We start from the raw sequence: 18,833 nt of genomic DNA on the forward strand, positions 1-18,833 counted from the left end.
AGTCACCTGGGAGGGCCTAAGCAATGAATGAAGAAAAAAAACGATTTATTCAAGAATTTGTGCCGGGAAAACAAGTAACACTCAGCCATTTAATCGCAAATCCCGATCCGGATATGTTTGAAAAACTGGGAATCCAGCAGGCAGGAGCGTTAGGGATTTTAACACTGACACCAAGTGAAACGGTTATCATTGCAGGAGATCTGGCGACCAAAGCTGCAGACGTGCAGATCGGGTTCCTGGACAGATTCACAGGCAGTCTTGTAATTGTAGGAACCGTATCAGCTGTGCAAATGGCCATGGAGGAAATCAACCGCTTTTTATCTGAAACACTGAGGTACACTCCTTCGGAAATAACTAAATCATAAGGAGCTGTATATAATGTCCAAAATGAACAGAGCGATGCTGATCGGTTCAATCGGGGCGGGAAAGTCGACTTTAACAAATGCTCTTCTTGGCCGCGAAGCTGAAGCAGTTAAAACACAGTCACTGAACTATTATGACTGGATTGTGGATACGCCGGGGGAATATACTGAAAACCCATTTTTCTATAAAAATATCATGGCTACGGCACTCGAAGTGACCCATATATTATATTTGCAGGATTCTACAAAGCGGAAAACCATTTTTCCGCCGGGTTTTAGCAATGGGTTTACTAAACTGCCAATTGGAGTCGTGACAAAAAGTGATTCTGATCAAGCGGATGTAAACTCAGCAATCAGCAAGCTTAGAAATGCGGTTCCAAAAGGGCCTATTGTCATTACCTCCTCTATTACCGGAAAAGGAATAGAAGAAATACGCTTCCTGGTGAAATGCCATTCATTTCAAGAAATGAAGGATTATGCAGATTCATTGCCGGATGATGTCGTAATTTTCAGATGAAACCCTTTACAAAATGAAGATAATAGAATATATTTTAACTATACAAAAAAATATATCAGGCAAAGGCGCCTTGTATGAACAACCAATTAATGGTTGCTCATATGGGGTGCCTTTTTTTATTTTCCTGCATAATAGTTAATTCGTTGCAGTAAGGCGGGGATCATGTTGAAGCGTTACGATGCACAAAAAGAGAATATTATCAGCGCAGGAATCGACATTGGAACGAGTACCACCAAACTCGTCATCAGCAGATTTTCTCTCATGAATATGGCTGGCGGAACCCATATGCCGCGAATCGAAATTATCGAAAAGGAAGTGCTCTACCGGAGCCCGATTTACCGGACTCCTCTTCTGACTGCTTCATCAATTGATATTCAAGCTGTAGAGAGGCTTGTCAGAGAGGAGTATATTACTGCGGGAATCGAGCCGGCAGATATTAAAACAGGCGCTGTCATTATTACAGGAGAAACGGCAACAAAACATAATGCCGAAGAAATGGTCCATTCCTTATCTGACCACGCAGGAGATTTCCTTGTCGCCACTGCCGGTCCCGATTTAGAAGGTATCATTGCTGCAAAAGGTTCAGGAGCTTATGAATTATCCAAAAGGACTGGAAAAACTGTGGCTAATATCGATATTGGCGGTGGCACTGCCAATGCTGCAGTTTATCGTTCAGGCAGGCTATGCGGGACATGCACGCTGCATATCGGCGGCAGACTGATTGAATTTTCAGACGGCAAAATAATAAGCATTTCTCCTCCTGTTCAACAAATCCTTCGGCTATGGGGGGCTGATTTAGAAAGAGGAGACAGCAGAAATCATCCTATCATCGGAAAGCTGACAGACTACATGGCAGAAGTAATTGGCCGAATGCTGAGGAAGGATCTTCATCGGGAAGATTTGCCTCTGCTTCTGGGACATGATCCAAATTGGACAGAGGAGATAGATTACATCATGTTTTCAGGAGGGATCAGTGAATGCTTGTACCACTTTGAAAACGCTGAATCCTCTCCTGCCCAGTATGACGATATTGGAAAAATGCTTGCGCAGTCTTTACGAAATTGCCGTGAGCTGGCCGCCTTTAAATGGGTGGAACCGGATGAGACGGTCAGGGCAACAGTTCTCGGAGCAGGAACTCAAACCACAGAAATCAGCGGGGCGACCATCCATGCTGAAGGCCATGAACTGCCAATTCGCAATTTGCCCGTCTATCAGATCCGGTTTGATAACAATCTGGAAAAAGGTCTCCACCAGATTACAGAAGCAGTAAAAAAGGCGGTAGAAATTTATGATCCTCAGCAGGAGGGACAAAATTTTGCCCTGTATTTAACCGCGCTGCCATATTTGGGTTTTCGTGATATTCAGGAGTTATCTTCTGTCCTGCTGAAATCCTTACAAGCAAAGCCGATGCCAGAACAGCCGCTTGTTGTCGTATTAGAAAGCGACCACGCTAAAGTCCTTGGCCAGACGATTAAAGTTCAGGAAACAAAGCAAAGTATCGTATGCATCGACCAGATTAAGGTAGAGCATGGCGATTACATAGATATCGGCCATCTGCTTCAAACCAATGTAGTACCTGTTGTCACTAAAACATTGACATTCCATCGGTAAGAAAGGAGGGATTATTTATGAAGCTGCAAACCAGTCATTTAGGAAATGTGTATCAGTTCGAAAATTTAAAGGATCTATTTGCCAAAGCAAATGAAGAAAAATCAGGGGACCGCCTCGCGGGTATCGCAGCGGAAACCGTCCAGGAACGAATTGCCGCCAAATTGGTTCTAAGTCATTTAACTCTCTCTGATATCCGCGAAAATCCTATGCTTTCTCCTGAAGAGGATGAGGTTTCGAGAATTATAGAAAGCGGGATTAATGAACCCGTCTATCAGAGCATAAAAAATTGGTCAGTTGCTGAACTTCGTGAATATATCCTGAGTGATGACACGACAGGGGAAAATCTAAAACGGATCAGCAGGGGTTTGAACAGTGAAATGATTGCCGCAGCCGCAAAAATCATGTCTAATCTTGATCTTGTTCATGCGGCAAACAAAATCGAAATACTAACCAAATGCAATATAACGATTGGATATAAAGGAACACTGGCTTCCCGCCTGCAGCCTAATCATCCAACTGATAATGTGGATGGAATGATAGCATCCCTCAAAGAAGGTTTATCCTACGGCATTGGGGATGCAGTGATTGGAATTAATCCGGTGGATGATTCGGTGGAAAGTGTAAAGAGATTGCTCCATGCCACACATGCTTTTATCAAGGACTGGGAAATACCAACACAAAACTGTGTGCTTGCTCATGTAACAGCTCAAATGAAGGCAATTGAACAGGGAGCTCCTGCTGATATGATTTTCCAAAGCATCGCCGGAACAGAGGCTGCCAACCGATCATTCGGAATTACTGCTTCCCTTCTTGAGGAAGCAAATGATATGGCAAGAACTCTCGGCACCGGTACCGGGCCTCAGCGTTTGTATTTTGAAACGGGCCAGGGTTCAGAGCTTTCCGCTGAAGCCCATTTCGGAATTGATCAAATGACACTGGAATCGAGAAATTACGGTTTTGCCCGTCACTATGATCCCTACATCGTAAACACAGTAGTGGGCTTTATTGGTCCGGAGTATTTGTACAATAACAAACAGGTCATTAGGGCCGGGCTCGAAGATCATTTTATGGGAAAAATGCATGGCATCCCTATGGGTGTTGATATTTGCTACACGAATCATATCAAGGCTGACCAGAATGATATTGAAGACCTTGGTGTTCTGCTGACAGCAGCTGGAGTGAATTTTATTATTGCTGCCCCAATGGGAGATGATTGTATGCTCAATTACCAATCCATGAGCTATCATGACGTTGCCACCCTCAGGCAGACGATGAATAAGCAGCCATCTCCAATATTCAGGGATTGGCTTGAGAAAATGGGAATCTTCGAAAATGGAAAGCTGAGCAAAATCGCAGGCGATCCAACCATTTTTTCACGATAGGAGTTGAAAAGAATGAATCCTGAACTGATTGAAAAAGTAACACGCCTTGTTGTGGAAAAACTTCAAGCGCAGGAAACCTCGGATGTGAACGGGCAAAAAAGCAGCGCAGCAGTAAAATTTTGGAGACATACATCATCCCCCGGCACACAGCCATCCAGGATGTCAGAGGAGGTTATCGAGGCTGGAAAACAAGATACAGACGGTCTAATAAAAATTAAAAGCTATCAGAATTCAAATGCTTTTAAAATAACCCCAACAGATAAAGCGAGTCATGATAAGACCGAAAGTTATTCAGGAAAGACAGGCATTGATAATCCCGCAGATCCAGTTGAGCTGGAAGCACTCAAGAGCAAAACACCTGCAAGAATCGGGGTGGGAAGAGCAGGTTCAAGACCGAAGACAGACACATGGCTTAAATTCCGCTTTGACCATGCAGCCGCAGTCGATGCTGTCTATGGAGATGTAAATGACGAGCTTATAAACCGTCTTGGACTCTTTAAAGTCAATACGATGGTGAATGAAAAAGAAGTGTACATCCGCAGGCCCGATTATGGCAGAAAGCTATCAGAAGAAGCCAAAAAAATCATTCTTGCTAAATGCCAAAAGGGACCGGCTGTTCAAATCATTCTGTCTGACGGACTGAGCTCAAGTGCCATTGAAGAAAATGCAGAGGATGTCTATTTATCCCTTCAGCAATCCCTAAAAAGTTTAGGCCTCGATATGGGGACGCCTTTTTATATCGAAAAAGGCAGGGTGGCTGTTATGGATGAAGTAGGAGAACTCCTGAAGCCCAAAGTAGTTGTGTTATTGATTGGCGAACGTCCTGGTCTGGTCAGTGCAGAATCACTGAGTGCCTACCTTTGCTATGAACCCCGAAAAGGAACGATCGAAGCTGACCGGATGGTAATTTCCAATATACATAAAGGAGGAATTCCTCCTGCAGAGGCGGGCGCCTATCTCGGGACGGTCATCCAAAAGGTTATAAAGTATGAAGCAAGTGGTGTATCGCTCGTGAAAAAGGAAGGGTAGGAGGCAGAAAAAATGGGATTAGAACGCATTCATGCTGATATATTGGCTGTTCGGGTGATACCTAATGTGGACTCGGAGCTTGCAAAGCACTTTCAGCTTCAGCCCCATCACCGAAGCCTGGCGATTTTCACCTCTACAGTCGATGACGTAGGCTATACCGCACTCGATGAAGCTACTAAAAGAGCAGATGTCGAAGTGGTTTATGCCAGATCCTTTTATGCAGGTGCTGCTCATGCTTCCGGGCCATTATCAGGTGAAATGATTGGAATTATGGCAGGGCCGTCTCCTGATGAAGTCAAAAGCGGGATGGAGGCTGTCCTGCAGACAGCTGAATCCGATGCATATTTTGAAGCGCTTGATCAGGAAAAAGCGCATGCCATTTATGCACATGTTGTTTCCAGAACAGGGTCCTATCTGTCAAAGGAAGCAGGCATCAAAATCGGAGAGCCTATAGCGTATCTAATAGCCCCGCCATTGGAAGCTGTTTATGGGCTTGACGCTGCTTTAAAGGCAGCGGATGTAGAAATGGTTAAATTTTTCGGGCCGCCTTCGGAAACCAACTTTGGCGGAGGGCTGCTGACCGGCTCCCAATCAGCCTGTCAGGCTGCAGCTGATGCTTTCCGGGATGCCATTTTAGAAATTTCTCAAAATCCTATCAAGTATTAAAAGTTATGAACGATCCCGAAAGGAGTGTGGGAACCTTGCAATTTGATCATGATCTTCAATCCATGCAGGAAATGAGGGATGCTGTAAAGCGGGCTAAAGAAGCCCAATTAAAGTATTTGGCCTTTACACAGCAGCAAGTGGACGAAATTGTCAAAAAAGCCGCTGATGCTGCATATGCCAAATCACTTGCCCTTGCCCAAATGGCAGTTGAGGAAACAGGGATGGGCATAGTCGAGCACAAAAAAATAAAAAACGAAGTCGGTTCCAAGGCTGTTTATGAATCCATCAAAGATGAAATGACAGTAGGCATCATACATGAGGACCGTGTGAATAAAGTGACGGAAATTGCCTATCCATACGGTATCATTGCCGGCATTATTCCAACAACTAATCCTACTTCAACTGCCATTTTTAAAGCACTTATTGCTTTGAAAACAAGAAATGCTATTGTTGTGAGCCCTCATCCAAGGGCAGTGAAATGCACAGTTGAAGCGCTAAAAATCGTCAATGAAGCAGCCATACTTGCTGGTGCACCTGAAGGATTGATTGGCTGGATCTCAAAGCCTTCAATGGGTGCAACAAACGAATTAATGAAGCATCGCGATATCAATCTCATTTTAGCAACAGGCGGCGGCGGACTGGTCAGGGCTGCGTATAGCTCAGGCAAGCCTGCATATGGAGTAGGGCCTGGAAATGTACCTTGCTATATTGAAAAAACCGCTAAAGTGGCACAGTCGGTGAAGATGATTGTTGACAGCAAATCCTTTGATAATGGAACGATTTGCGCTACAGAACAATCTATAGTTGTCGATCGCAACATCAAAGAAATGACAATGAGGGAACTCAGAAATAATGGGGCTTATCTCTTGGATAATCAAGAAAAAGCCGCTTTAGAAAAAGTCATTTCGCCTTCACCGGGAAAGCTGAATCCGGATATCGTCGGACAATGTGCTGTTAAAATCGCCTCCATGGCGGGAATCCAAGTCCCTGAAGATACTAGAGTTTTAATTGCTGAAGAAACTGGAGTAGGCAAAGACATACCATTTTCAATTGAAAAACTATCTCCGGTTTTTGCCCTTTATACAGCGGAAAGCTACCAGGAGGCAAAAGAAATCTGCCTGCAGCTCCTAAATTTGGGCGGAAGGGGGCATAGCCTCTCCATTCATACGAATGATGATGCAGTGGCTAAGGATTTTGCCCTTGAAATGCCTGTTTCAAGAATGATGGTCAACACGCTGTCCTCGATTGGTGCTGTTGGGGCGACAACCGGATTGATGCCTTCTCTGACTCTGGGATGCGGTTCATTCGGCGGCAACATTACCTCTGACAATGTGACAGCACGTCACCTGATCAATATTAAAAGAATGGCTTATGGTACGAAAGAAGTTACCATCCCCAAACCGGCATCATCATCTTCTATAGCTGAAAAAGAACAAGCCGGCAGCCGGGATGTTGATCATATTGTTAATCAGGTTCTTCAGCAAGTATCGCCAGATGGCGAAGTGGATGCAAAGATGATTGCCGACATGGTCAATCAAGTGATGAAAAAATATCAAACTAACTAATTAGGAGGAAATAAAAATGGCTAGAGAATTAACTGCATTAGGAATGATTGAAACGAAAGGACTGGTTGCTTCAGTGGAAGCTGCTGACGCTATGGTGAAGGCTGCGAATGTTCATTTAGTTGGAAAGGTGCATGTAGGAGGCGGTATTGTAACAGTCCTTGTGCGTGGTGATGTAGGTGCTGTTAAAGCGGCAACTGATGCGGGAGCTGCAGCAGCACAGCGTGTTGGAGAATTGAAATCTGTTCATGTCATTCCTCGTCCTCATAACGAATTGGAGAGCATTCTTCCAAAAATTGATGCAGAGCTTTAAAACAAGATTACTAAGTTAGGAGCTTAAATCATGAACGAGCAAGCCATTCAATCGATTGTAGAGGAAATAGTCACAAGGCTAACTGGTTCCTCAGGAAAAGATCATTCAATTCCAATGGCTGTCTCTGCCCGGCACTGTCATTTAAGTCAAAGAGATTTGGAGATTCTTTTTGGATCAGGCTATCAGCTTACCAAAAAAGCCGATTTATCTCAGCCTGGCCAATTTGCTGCTAACGAAACGATAACCATCGCAGGACCAAGAGGAAGCCTTGAAAAAGTGCGCGTTCTTGGTCCTGCCCGCAATATAACCCAGGTAGAGGTCAGCCGTACAGATTCGATCAAACTGGGGTTGAACCCCCCGCTTCGCGAATCCGGGAATATAGAAGGATCTTCTCCTGTTACTCTGATAGGACCCAAGGGCAGCATTTATAAAAAAGAAGGTCTTATTATTGCACAGGCACACATTCATATGGCTCCGGAAGATGCTGAAACCTTTGGTGTGAAAAATGGGGAATACGTCAAAGTTGAGGCAGTGGGAGAACGTCCCATATCCTTTGGAAATGTGTTAATTAGAATCTCACCCCGGTATAGACTTGAAATGCATATTGATACTGATGAAGCCAATGCAGGATTGATTACCGGAAAAACAGCAGGCAGGTTAGTAAGGCAAGAGGAAAGCATATGATTGACAGGCATGTAATTGAGCAAATAGTTGAAGAAGTAGTGAAAAATCTATTAGGTGCCAAATCTGCCTCAAATTCTAAAACAAAACATAATATCCTCGCAGTCGGAGATTTAGGGAAAGTCGATAAAAATCTATTAGAAGTGTTAGAGGAAAACTGGAATGTCCTTCCTTATGACTTTAGGGAAGAAGCTGAGCTGCATACTGTAATGAGGGTTATTTTTCTTGACGCTTCCCAGGACTTGTTTGTGAAAGGGGCACTGGGCATTTGTGATACACCGGAAAGCGAGCTTCTTTCAGCCTGTATTATTGATTATGTCCCTGTTACCTTAATTCCGAAAACGAAACTTTATAAAATTCTGAATGGAGAGAAAAAAACAAACGGGGAGTATTTTTCAAGTTTAATGGAGTATAAGGAAAAGCTGTTAAAGTTTGGGGTTGAAATCAATAGCCTGCAGGATTTTGCAGCTCCAAAGCCTATCAGGGCAGATCAGCCAGACTCAAAGAAGCTGATTACCCAAAGAGATGTTCAAGAATGCAAAATGAATGAAATCCTCGCTGATAAACAGACCATTATAACACCTTTAGCACGTGATACAGCACGGGAATTGGGAAAAAGCATCATTGTAATGGATACAAAAGGGGCTGAAAACACATGGAAATGGGAATGGTAATCGGCAATGTATGGGCCACTAGAAAAGAGGATGATTTAACTGGCCTGAAATTTTTGGTTGTCGAGCCTCATGGTCTTTCAGCAGAAAAATCATTCGTCGCGGTTGACCGTATTGGGGCAGGGGTCGGTGATCAAGTTCTCGTTACGCGTGGAAGTTCGGCTTCTAATATGTCCGGGGATATAAGATTGCCAATTGATGCTTTGATTATTGGAATTATCGATTCTGTTGACGTTGAAAAGAAAGAGGTGAAATAGAATGGCAAGAGCACTTGGCATGATTGAAACAAGAGGGCTGATAGGGTCCATTGAAGCAGCAGATGCCATGCTGAAAGCTGCCGATGTTACACTGGTGAAGCAGGAAAAAGTGGACGCCGCCTTAGTAACGGTATTGGTTCAGGGGGATGTAAGTGCTGTTCAGGCTGCTGTTGATGCAGGTAAGGAAGCAGCAGCCAGAGTGGGTGAACTCGTGTCAGCTCATGTTATACCTCATCCTGATGAAGATATCAAGAAAGCTTTATTAGATGACAGGAAACCAAAGGAAATTAAAAAAGAAACAGCTCCTGAAGCACCCTCCGTAAAAAAGGGAGGAAGCAAAAAGAAACTGGTATCTTCGGCGGAGCTGGATCACGTTGAAGATAAATAGAGTACTCCACTAGTATGATGAAATGGAGGAACAGCCATGACTTTTAAGAGAAGAAAGATTGCCGTAATAGGGTCAGGCTTTACTGGTGCGACAGCAGCACTTATGCTGGCCCAAAAAGAATTGGGAGACATAATTTTAGTAGACATACCTTCACAGACGAACCCAACAAAAGGCAAGGCCCTTGATATGCTTGAAGCTGGACCGGTTCAGCGCTTCAATGCCAGCATAACCGGCACTTCAAGTTATGAAGACATACAAGATGCGGATTTAGTATTGATTACGGCAGGAATGCCAAGAAAACCCGGAATGAGCAGGGACGATCTAGTCGCTGTAAATGAGAAGATTATGATAGAAGTTTCTCAAAATATAAAAACATACGCCCCGGAAAGCTATATCATTGTATTAAGTAATCCTGTCGATGCAATGACCTATGTCTGCTATAAAACAACTGGTTTTCCGAAAAATAGGGTAATCGGCCAATCGGGTGTATTGGATACAGCCCGATTTAATACGTTTGTGGCTCAAGAGCTGGGTGTCTCCATTGAAGATATTTCAGGTTTTGTGCTGGGCGGTCATGGAGATGATATGGTTCCGCTTGTCAGATATTCATATGCTGGCGGCATTCCGCTGGAGAAAATTCTCCCTGCCGACCGAATCGAAGCGATTGTGGAAAGAACCAGAAAAGGCGGAGGAGAAATTGTAAATCTGCTTGGCCAGGGAAGTGCCTATTATGCTCCAGCAGCTTCAATGGTTGAAATGGCTGAATCGATTCTGAAAGATAAAAAACGAATCCTGCCTTCAATTGCCTATTTAGAAGGTGAGTATGGATACAGTAACATCTATCTGGGAGTGCCTGCAATCCTGGGCGGAAATGGAATAGAAAGTGTCATTGAAATTCCATTGACTGCCGATGAGAAAAAAGCACTGGATCAATCTGTTAAGTCTGTACAAAATGTAATGAGCATACTTGAAACAGCCAAAGCGTAAAAGGCAATCGGGAAAGCTGACCTGTGAGGGAATTAATTCTTCTCATGAGTCAGCTTTTTTTGTATTTTGTTTAAACTGTTCACTAACCGGGTACATTGTATTTAACAAGCTTAGCAGCTGCTGACAAAATTTCCAGTAAATAATGATTTGAATAATCTGAAAACTTCTGTTACAATAGAAAAAAGGTCAAGGGGTTGATTTTAAATGGAAAAACGTCTACTTAACTCGCCGCAACAGTCTGAGGAAAACGTCTCATTGTTAGCAGAACAAGTCCTGAATCAAGCTCTGATGGAATACCGAAAAGAAAAGCTTCGCGAAAAAATTGATGAAGCTCTCACTAGCCGAAACAAAGAAGAATTCATCCGCCTAACAGATGAATTAAAGAAGATTTCTTAGAAAGCATAATTCATAATGTAAAAAAGGCAGCCTGTTCGAAAGAATGGGGCTGCCTTTTGTTGTTTAATATATTTTTATGAAAGTAGCAAATGAGTGCAAAAGTCCAAATTTAAATAATGAAATGCTTCAGCATAATCGCTTACAAAATCCAGACAGGATTAACGACGAAATCGAGGGCAGTAAGACGAAAATGGTAGTTAATCTGATGGATTAACGACGAAATCGAGTGCAGAAAGGCGAAAATGGTAGTTAATCGCATGGAATAACGGCGAAACTGAGTGCAGAAAGGCGAAAATGGTAGTTAATCTGATGGATTAACGACGAAATCGAGTGCAGAAAGGCGAAAATGGTAGTTAATCTGATGGATTAACGACGAAATTGAGTGCAGAAAGGCGAAAATGGTAGTTAATCGCATGGAATAACGACGAAATCGAGTGCAGAAAGGCGAAAATGGTAGTTAATCGCATGGATTAACGACGAAATTGAGTGCAGAAAGGCGAAAATGGTAGTTAATTGCATGGATTAACGACGAAACTGAGGGCAGAAAGGCGAAAATGGTAGTTAATCTGATGGATTAACGACGAAATGGAGGGCAGAAAGGCGAAAATGGTAGTTAATCTGATGGATTAACGACGAAATGGAGGGCAGAAAGACGAAAATGGTAGTTAATCGCATGGATTAACAACGAAATCGAGTGCAGTAAGACGAAAATGGTAGTTAATCGCATGGATTAACAACGAAATCGAGGGCAGAAAGACGAAAATGGTAGTTAATCGCATGGATTAACGACGAACTCGAGGGCAGAAAGGCGAAAATGGTAGTTAATCGCAGGATTAACGACGAAATCGAGGGCAGTAAGACGAAAATGGTAGTTAATCGCATGGATTAACGACGAAATTGAGGGCAGTAAAGCGAAAATGGTAGTTAATCAACACCTAAATAGAATACAGATAAAAATCCCGTCTTTATAACCGCTGTCAATCATCCAAAAATCAGGAATCCCCAAAAAACCATCGTCATAACGGTATCACCATCCCAAAAGAAGAACCCAATTTATCACATGAAATTTTTTTCACACCACCAGCTGTTTCACCAAACTGTTCCAAGTCGTCCCAAAACGAAACACTGAAACACTCCTCTAACAAACAAACCTTTGTACAAAAGGCATTCAGCCTTGGCACGGAAATTGCATCATAACTCATTAGCACGATATAAACCAGAAACGATAGGGGAGGAAGCAATGTTTGAAGAAAAATTGGATTTAAGATTACCGGGGCCAGTTCAGGTTCCGAAAGAAATACAGCGTGCCATGCTAAGAAGTTTCGATCATCCCATGATGGATTACCGGAATCCAGCCTTCCAGGATGTACTTCAGGAAACGACTGAAAAGTCCAAAATGATATTCCAGACTGAAAACCTGGTGATCCCTCTTACCTCAAGCGGAGCCTCCGCTCTTGAAACAGCTATTATTAATACGGTTGGTCCCAATGATACGATCATCCTTTGCGTAGTCGGCTATTTTGGTGAGTACCTTCAGGGAATTACAGACCATATCGGCTGCAAAACCGTCCGGGTTGATGCGGAATGGGGAAAGATTGCAGATCCTGAAGATGTGAGAAAAGCATTAAAGGAAAATCCTGAGGCAAAAGCTGTTTTTGCGACACATTGTGAAACATCCACCTCTGCAATCAACAACATAAAAGAGATTGCAGCAGTTGTAAAAGAAACAGATGCCATATTCCTTGTTGATGCGGTCAGCTCGATTGTCGGAACACCCCTGTATATGGATGAATGGGGTATTGATATAGTTGCAACTGGAGGACAGAAAGCATTAATGCTGCCTCCCGGACTTGCATTGATAACCTTGAGTGAAAAAGCCTGGAATGCTGTAAATAATCATCAGTGTCCATCCTTTTATTTTGACCTTAAACTTTATAAAAAAGGACTGGAATCAGGAACTGGAACACCTTATACGCCAAATATATCACTTGTATGCGGACTGCTTGAGGCCTGCAATATGATAGAAAAAAGCGGAGGAATAGAAGCTGAATACAAAAGACATGCTGCACTTCGGGATATGACAAGGGCAGGGGTGAGGGCATTGGGTCTTGATTTGCTGGTGGATGACTCGGCTGCCAGTCCAACCCTGACAGCCGTAAAATTAAATAATGCCGATGAATTCAGAAAGATGATGCGGGAAGAATTCCATATCGCATTGGGAGGCGGTCTTGGAAAGGTGAAGAATCAGATTTTGCGTCTCGGCCATATGGGGTATACGGATGCGGCAGATATGCTGAAGATGTTTGCTGCAATGGAGCTTGCTTTAAAAAAGAGCGGATACGAAGTAGAGTTAGGTGCAGGAGTTTCCGCCGCACAGCGGCATTGGCTCGAAAATCCATTCTGCTAAATTTCTGGTCCTAAGGAGACGTGAGCGGGTGAATATATTTGAAAAACGACTCGCCGAACTGGCAAATCTCCCTTCAGTTATTCCAGGGGATCAGATCCAGGTGACACCAGATTTCCTATTCGTCAGCGGCCAAAATTCACTTAATGTTATCAAAGCATTTAACAGACAAGGTTACAAAAACGCAAAAAATCCAGCCAAGATTCTGTTTTCTCTTGGAGGTGCAGAAAATGAAGCCATCCGTAAGTTCTGTATAGGAAAAGGAATAAGACTAATAGATTGCGATTTGTCCCAATATTACCGTTCAGAGAATATTCCGATGAATGGAATGGTCATTGCAGGAATAGATGAGGATATTAAGGGTCTGGGAGGAAGGGGGGCCATTCCCATTGTTATTTCTCCGGATTCAATGGCGGCTTGCCTGGCAGCCGGATCATTTAGTATGTTCATACCTGAAACGACTTATATTGAAATCAACGGAGCTTTAACCGGAGAAGGAAACGGAAAATGGCTCTGCACACATCTGCTGGACATTTTTGAAGACAGTTTAATAGGAAATGCAGTGATTATAGGAGGTACGGTTTTTGAACAGCTGAATGATGAGGACCTAAAGGATCTATCCTCTTTTTTTCAGCTCTCCGGCACAGCAGCGGGGATGTGTTCACCAGTGGGCCCGCTTGGCCAGGTTGAAAGCGTGATTAAAATAAAGGCAGAAACTATTCGGATCTAATTTATCAAACAAATAAACTGATTATTATGAAAACTTACCGAAATTTTCCTTGGCATCTGATAAGATTAACTTAATATAATAATAAAACTTGTCCAAGAGAAAAAGGAAAATGAGGTGAAGTGATGTCCGAAATTGCCATTTTAACCCCCATTGACGCGCTGATACAGGTTTCAAAGGAAGCTGCGAAAAAAACAGGAGAAGATGTCGCGATAAGAAAAGTGAGCTTCCGAAATGCAATTGCAGCTGCTAAAGAATTTGAAAAATCCGGCACAGAAGTAATCATCAGCAGAGGAACCCTGGGATTAAAGCTCATTGAGTCCGACCTTGGCATTCCCGTCGTGCAGATTCCCATAACTGGATATGACCTGCTCCGAACTATTAAAGAAGCACAAAAACTCGGACAGAAGATTGGAATAGCCGACACCCGGGATGTTTTGCAGGGGATCCAAACAATTGAATCTGTGCTGGGTTTTTCGATTGAAAAGCATAGCGTAATTGTGCCTGAGGAAGCTGAAGCAGCCGTCGAGGCTCTCAGCAAAAAAGAGATAGATGTCCTCATTGGCAAGAGTATTTTTACAAACAAAGTCAAAAATGATTCGATAAAAACAGTGATATTAACGTCTGGAGAGGAATCGGTCATCCAGGCCATTCTTGAAGCAAGAAGCCTGATTGAAGTAAGGCGCACAGAATTGAAACGAACCAAGGAACTCCAGGCCATTCTTGATTTTATTGCTGATGGGGTAATAGCTGTGGATGAACAAGGGATTATTACAGTATGCAATCCATCCGTTTACAGCATCCTAAACCTTCCCTATGATTCGGTTATCGGCAAGTCGATTGATGATATACTCGTTAATTCACAAATGAAAAAAGTTCTTTCGACTGGTAAGGAAGAACTGAACCGTATCCAGGATGCCAATGGTGTAAAAGTAGTTGCAAATCGAATACCCATCAGGCACGAGCAAAAGGTATTTGGGGCTGTCTGTACATTTCAGGAGGTTCATAGACTTCAGCAGCAGGAGCAGGAAATCCGCAAAAAGCTCCTTCATCGCGGTCATGTCACGAAATACAGTCTAAATAATATTGTCGGGAAAAGCGAGATGTATCAAAAAGCGATCGAAAAGGTGAAGAAATACTCACAGGTGGATTCTACTGTTCTCCTAACGGGTGAAACGGGTGTGGGAAAAGAAGTATTCGCCCATTTAATCCATAGCTTCAGCAAGCGGACGGAAGGGCCATTCGTAGCAGTGAATTGTGCGGCCATCCCTGAAAACCTGCTGGAAAGCGAATTGTTCGGCTACGTCGAAGGAGCCTTTACGGGAGCGAAAAAGGGAGGAAAAACAGGATTATTTGAATTGGCTCATCAGGGAACCATCTTCCTTGATGAAATTGGCGAACTCGCTGAATCCTTACAGGCCCAGCTCCTTAGGGTTTTGCAGGAAGGGGAAGTGATGCGGATTGGGGATGAAAGAGTGATCCCCATTAATATTCGGGTCATCGCTGCCTCGAACCGTGACTTTGAGAATATGGTGGAAGATGGGAGCTTCCGGGCTGATTTGTATTATCGCCTTAATATCCTTGACATCCCAATTCCGTCTTTGCGTGAAAGGATACCTGATATTCCATTGTTATGCGATTTTTTCATAAAAGAATTGGAACCAGGCATTCGGAGAAATATTAAGGGCTTCACTGCCGAAGCTATGAAAATTATGCAAAGCTATCATTGGCCGGGGAATATACGCCAGCTAAGGAACATTGTCGAAAGAGCGATGATTCTTTCCCCTGAGAATTTGATTGATTCAGAAACTGTTTTAGCTGCAGGCGGGAAAGACTTTTCCAAATTACATTTTATAAAACAACACAGCATTAATGAAGAAATAGATGAAGAAACAAAGCTTCAAAACTATGAGAAAGAGTATATTCTGAACGTGCTGAAGCAAGTTAACGGCAATAAAACAGAAGCCGCAAAAATTCTTGGGATCGGCAGGACGACCCTCTGGCGAAAAATAAATAGTTTATAAGGAGGAGAAAGAATGAATGAAACAATGACACCGCCTCCGCTGGATGATAATGTGATAACCCGATTAAGAAATATCTTCGGAGACGACCGGCTATTAACCAATTGCACTGATATGATGACCTACTCCTATGATGCATCCTTTGAAACTCAGCTCCGTCCGAAACTGCCTCAAGTGGCCGTTATTGCGCTGTCAACTGAAGAGGTCAGTGAATGTGTCCGGCTGGCCAACGAATTTAAAATCCCATTATACCCGAGAGGGGCAGCCACCGGGCAAACAGGAGGAGCCGTCCCGGTTAAAGGCGGTATTATGCTGGATTTATCGAAAATGAATCGAATACTGGAGATTGATCACAGGAATATGCAGGCAGTGATTGAGCCGGGAGTCATCCAAAATGATTTAAATGAGGCTTTAAAGCCTTATGGACTAAGGTTTCCTCCTGACCCAGGAAGCGCAAATATGTGCACTGTCGGAGGAATGGTTTCCAACAATTCAAGCGGACTGAGGGCAGTCAAATACGGTGTTACCCGCCATTATGTCCTGGGAATGGAAGTCGTACTCCCCACTGGTGACATCATTGTGACTGGCGGGGCAAAATCGAAGGCGCTTAAATCGGTTTCCGGCTACGACCTTGCACATTTAATGATCGGTTCAGAAGGCACTCTTGGAATTGTAACGCGCCTTCGTCTAAAATTATTGCCGCTCCCTGTCACAAGAGGTATTGTACTATGCTCATTTGAAAGATTGGAAGATGCAGGAGAGGCGGTTAACGCTGTTTTTTCTTCAGGCCTGCAGCCTTCAGCCATCGAAATCATGGACTTTAATTGTACGAAGGCTGTCAACATGATGAAGCCTGAGCTGAATCTTCCTCTGGATAATGAAGCTATTCTTGTTTTTGAAGTGGATGGTGCCAAAGAGGAGGTAAGCTCCCAGGTGAACCGCCTCAGAAAGGTAGTTGAAAAATTCACGAATTATATAAAGTTCAGCGATGAGCCGGATGAGTGTGAAAAGCTCTGGCAGGCAAGGAAGCTTGTTGGTGCTGCTGTTGGACTATTGAAGCCTGGCGGTTTCCGGGTGTATGGCGGCGAAGACATCTGTGTGCCAATTTCAAGACTCCCTGAAACACTGCGGGAGATTCATAATATCTCAGAACGATATGGCATCATCTGCGGAATATACGGCCATGTTGGTGATGGAAATATGCATACCGGACCGGTAGTGAACATGAATAATGAAATGGAAATGGAAAATGTGCAGAAAATGATCGACGATATTCATGAACTGGCAATTAAAATGGAGGGAACGACGACTGCTGAGCATGGAGTTGGAATTGTCCGTGCCAAATATATGGATGTAGAGCATGGGCCTGCCATGGAAGTGATGCGAGCTATTAAAAGGACGCTCGATCCAAATAATATTTTAAATCCAGGCAAGATGGCATTGCCTAACTAGGCAGGAGGTGAATGAAATGAAATTGCTGACGGCGGAAGAATCCATGCAAACTTGTGTGCGCTGCGGTGCCTGCCGCAATGTTTGTCCTACATTAAATATCACAGGCAGGGAAGCTGATGGTCCCAGGGGCAGAGTATTGATGGCAAGAAGTCTGATCGAGGGCACTATCCCCGTAAATCAGGAAATCAAAGATCAGCTCGATCGCTGCCTGCTTTGCTCAGCCTGTGTGGATGCTTGCCCTATTGATGTACAGGTTCCTGATATCGTCATGCTCGCCAAGGAGCGAATAGCAGCAGCGGCTGAAGCACCTGTACAAACGGATATTAAAAAAACTGCATATCCGGCAAGGACTTTTAAAGATTACTTCTTTGACCATGTTCTTGCCAACCAAAAAAGGCTTAATACTGTTGGCAATCTTCTGTGGTTTTATCAAAAAAGCGGGCTTCAGTATGTAACTAGAGGACTGGGCATTTTGAAATTCTTCCCAGAACAGATGAGGCAGATGGAAAGAATCACGCCTTCCATTTTGCCGCCTTCAGGGAGGAAACATCATCCTGAGTTTACTCCGAGGACTGATGAAGAAAAGGCAGCAAGGGGCCGGGTAGCCTTTTTCCATGGCTGTATTATGGATGTCATGTTCAGGGAAACAAACGATAATTCCATTAAATTGCTGTCGAAGACTGGATTTGATGTGGTAACCCCTAAAGCGCAGATGTGCTGTGGAGCACTCCACCATCATAGCGGAAAAAAAGACAGGGCCATTGAATTGGCCAAAGCGAATATACAGGCTTTTGAAGAAGCAAATGTGGATTATATTATTACCAATGCCGGAGGTTGCGGTGCTGCACTTGCGGAATATGCGGATTTATTCCGGGGGGATTACCATTGGCTGGAGAGGGCGAAAGCATTCTCTGCCAAAATAAGGGATATCAGTGAGATCATATATGAAAAAGGAGAAATGCCTGTTACTGCCGGCAGAGGTGAAAGAGTGACCTATCAGCCTTCCTGCCATCTGCAATATGTAATGAAGGTGAAGGATGCTCCGGCTAAATTGGTGAAGGGAATTCCAAACTCGGAATATGTGGATCTTCCTGAAAAGAAATATTGCTGCGGGTCTGCAGGAATTTATAATTTATTGCAGCCAAATCTTGCTAATGAAATATTGGATAAGAAAATGTCCAGAGTCAAAGAAACTGAATCAGCTGTTCTAATAACAGCCAATCCAGGGTGTTACCTCCAAATGAAACTGGGGGTTTATCGTGAAGGAATGGAGGATCAGATAGAAACAAAGCATGTTGCCGACTATCTGATGGAGTCAATTGAAAGGGCAGAATCTGCAGGAAACCAATAAAAGTTTCGAATTGAAACATATGCGTGGACAATTTGTTTCAAAAGAGAACAAGCACA

Annotated in this window: 19 protein-coding genes; all 19 read left to right on the plus strand. The window is 43.5% G+C overall.

The features are described 5' to 3' along the window. Positions 1-23 precede the first annotated feature (23 nt). The 19 genes from eutS to DFO72_RS05320 all read left to right on the plus strand — a co-directional run bounded on the left by eutS (position 24) and on the right by DFO72_RS05320 (position 18,777). Positions 24-365 carry an ethanolamine utilization microcompartment protein EutS gene (gene eutS, locus DFO72_RS05230; protein WP_009334379.1) on the plus strand — a complete coding sequence of 114 codons (342 nt, stop codon included), beginning with the start codon at positions 24-26 and terminating at the stop codon, positions 363-365. 13 nt (positions 366-378) lie between these two features. Then, positions 379-879, plus strand: coding sequence for a EutP/PduV family microcompartment system protein (locus tag DFO72_RS05235; RefSeq protein WP_113881084.1), 501 nt, complete (start codon positions 379-381; stop codon positions 877-879). Between the two features lie 162 nt (positions 880-1,041). Then, positions 1,042-2,490: an ethanolamine ammonia-lyase reactivating factor EutA gene (locus tag DFO72_RS05240; RefSeq protein ID WP_113881083.1), complete on the plus strand. Its 1,449-nt coding sequence runs from the start codon at positions 1,042-1,044 to the stop codon at positions 2,488-2,490. A gap of 17 nt (positions 2,491-2,507) precedes the next feature. After that, positions 2,508-3,872, plus strand: coding sequence for an ethanolamine ammonia-lyase subunit EutB (locus tag DFO72_RS05245; RefSeq protein ID WP_113881082.1), 1,365 nt, complete (start codon positions 2,508-2,510; stop codon positions 3,870-3,872). Positions 3,873-3,884: 12 nt separating this feature from the next. Then, positions 3,885-4,901 carry an ethanolamine ammonia-lyase subunit EutC gene (eutC, locus tag DFO72_RS05250; RefSeq protein ID WP_113881081.1) on the plus strand — a complete coding sequence of 339 codons (1,017 nt, stop codon included), beginning with the start codon at positions 3,885-3,887 and terminating at the stop codon, positions 4,899-4,901. 12 nt (positions 4,902-4,913) lie between these two features. After that, positions 4,914-5,567 carry an ethanolamine utilization microcompartment protein EutL gene (eutL, locus tag DFO72_RS05255; RefSeq protein WP_113881080.1) on the plus strand — a complete coding sequence of 218 codons (654 nt, stop codon included), beginning with the start codon at positions 4,914-4,916 and terminating at the stop codon, positions 5,565-5,567. A 35-nt stretch (positions 5,568-5,602) separates the two neighbouring features. Beyond that, entirely contained in the window at positions 5,603-7,132 is a 1,530-nt protein-coding gene (locus DFO72_RS05260; protein ID WP_113881079.1) for an acetaldehyde dehydrogenase (acetylating), read from the plus strand. Positions 7,133-7,148: 16 nt separating this feature from the next. Beyond that, positions 7,149-7,442: a BMC domain-containing protein gene (locus DFO72_RS05265; RefSeq protein ID WP_009334386.1), complete on the plus strand. Its 294-nt coding sequence runs from the start codon at positions 7,149-7,151 to the stop codon at positions 7,440-7,442. A gap of 30 nt (positions 7,443-7,472) precedes the next feature. Beyond that, complete coding sequence (locus DFO72_RS05270) at positions 7,473-8,126, plus strand: phosphate propanoyltransferase (RefSeq protein ID WP_113881078.1); 654 nt, start codon at positions 7,473-7,475, stop codon at positions 8,124-8,126. Further along, the gene (locus DFO72_RS05275) at positions 8,123-8,797 is read left to right on the plus strand and encodes a hypothetical protein (protein WP_113881077.1); all 675 of its coding nucleotides are present in this window, start codon (positions 8,123-8,125) and stop codon (positions 8,795-8,797) included. The genes DFO72_RS05270 and DFO72_RS05275 overlap by 4 nt, the downstream gene beginning before the upstream one ends. Continuing rightward, positions 8,779-9,051, plus strand: coding sequence for a EutN/CcmL family microcompartment protein (locus DFO72_RS05280; protein WP_113881076.1), 273 nt, complete (start codon positions 8,779-8,781; stop codon positions 9,049-9,051). The genes DFO72_RS05275 and DFO72_RS05280 overlap by 19 nt, the downstream gene beginning before the upstream one ends. Before the next feature lies 1 nt (position 9,052). Further along, positions 9,053-9,439, plus strand: a complete 387-nt coding sequence (locus DFO72_RS05285) for a BMC domain-containing protein (protein WP_113881075.1) — start codon at positions 9,053-9,055, stop codon at positions 9,437-9,439. A 36-nt stretch (positions 9,440-9,475) separates the two neighbouring features. Next, on the plus strand, positions 9,476-10,426 hold the full coding sequence (mdh, locus tag DFO72_RS05290) for a malate dehydrogenase (RefSeq protein ID WP_113881074.1): 951 nt from the start codon (positions 9,476-9,478) through the stop codon (positions 10,424-10,426). 204 nt (positions 10,427-10,630) lie between these two features. Continuing rightward, the gene (locus DFO72_RS05295; protein WP_113881073.1) at positions 10,631-10,822 is read left to right on the plus strand and encodes an IDEAL domain-containing protein; all 192 of its coding nucleotides are present in this window, start codon (positions 10,631-10,633) and stop codon (positions 10,820-10,822) included. 1,240 nt (positions 10,823-12,062) lie between these two features. After that, positions 12,063-13,229 carry a pyridoxal-phosphate-dependent aminotransferase family protein gene (locus tag DFO72_RS05300; protein WP_113881072.1) on the plus strand — a complete coding sequence of 389 codons (1,167 nt, stop codon included), beginning with the start codon at positions 12,063-12,065 and terminating at the stop codon, positions 13,227-13,229. Positions 13,230-13,257: 28 nt separating this feature from the next. Then, positions 13,258-13,956: a hypothetical protein gene (locus tag DFO72_RS05305; protein ID WP_113881071.1), complete on the plus strand. Its 699-nt coding sequence runs from the start codon at positions 13,258-13,260 to the stop codon at positions 13,954-13,956. Between the two features lie 122 nt (positions 13,957-14,078). After that, positions 14,079-15,977 (plus strand): sigma 54-interacting transcriptional regulator, encoded by a 1,899-nt coding sequence (locus DFO72_RS05310; protein WP_113881070.1) that lies wholly within the window; start codon positions 14,079-14,081, stop codon positions 15,975-15,977. A gap of 12 nt (positions 15,978-15,989) precedes the next feature. Beyond that, complete coding sequence (locus DFO72_RS05315) at positions 15,990-17,426, plus strand: FAD-binding oxidoreductase (protein ID WP_113881069.1); 1,437 nt, start codon at positions 15,990-15,992, stop codon at positions 17,424-17,426. Between the two features lie 16 nt (positions 17,427-17,442). Beyond that, positions 17,443-18,777, plus strand: coding sequence for a (Fe-S)-binding protein (locus DFO72_RS05320; protein WP_113881068.1), 1,335 nt, complete (start codon positions 17,443-17,445; stop codon positions 18,775-18,777). Positions 18,778-18,833: the final 56 nt, after the last annotated feature.

Origin of the sequence: Cytobacillus oceanisediminis (genome assembly GCF_004366035.1) — a bacterium.
Lineage (GTDB): Bacteria > Bacillota > Bacilli > Bacillales > Cytobacillaceae > Cytobacillus > Cytobacillus oceanisediminis_C.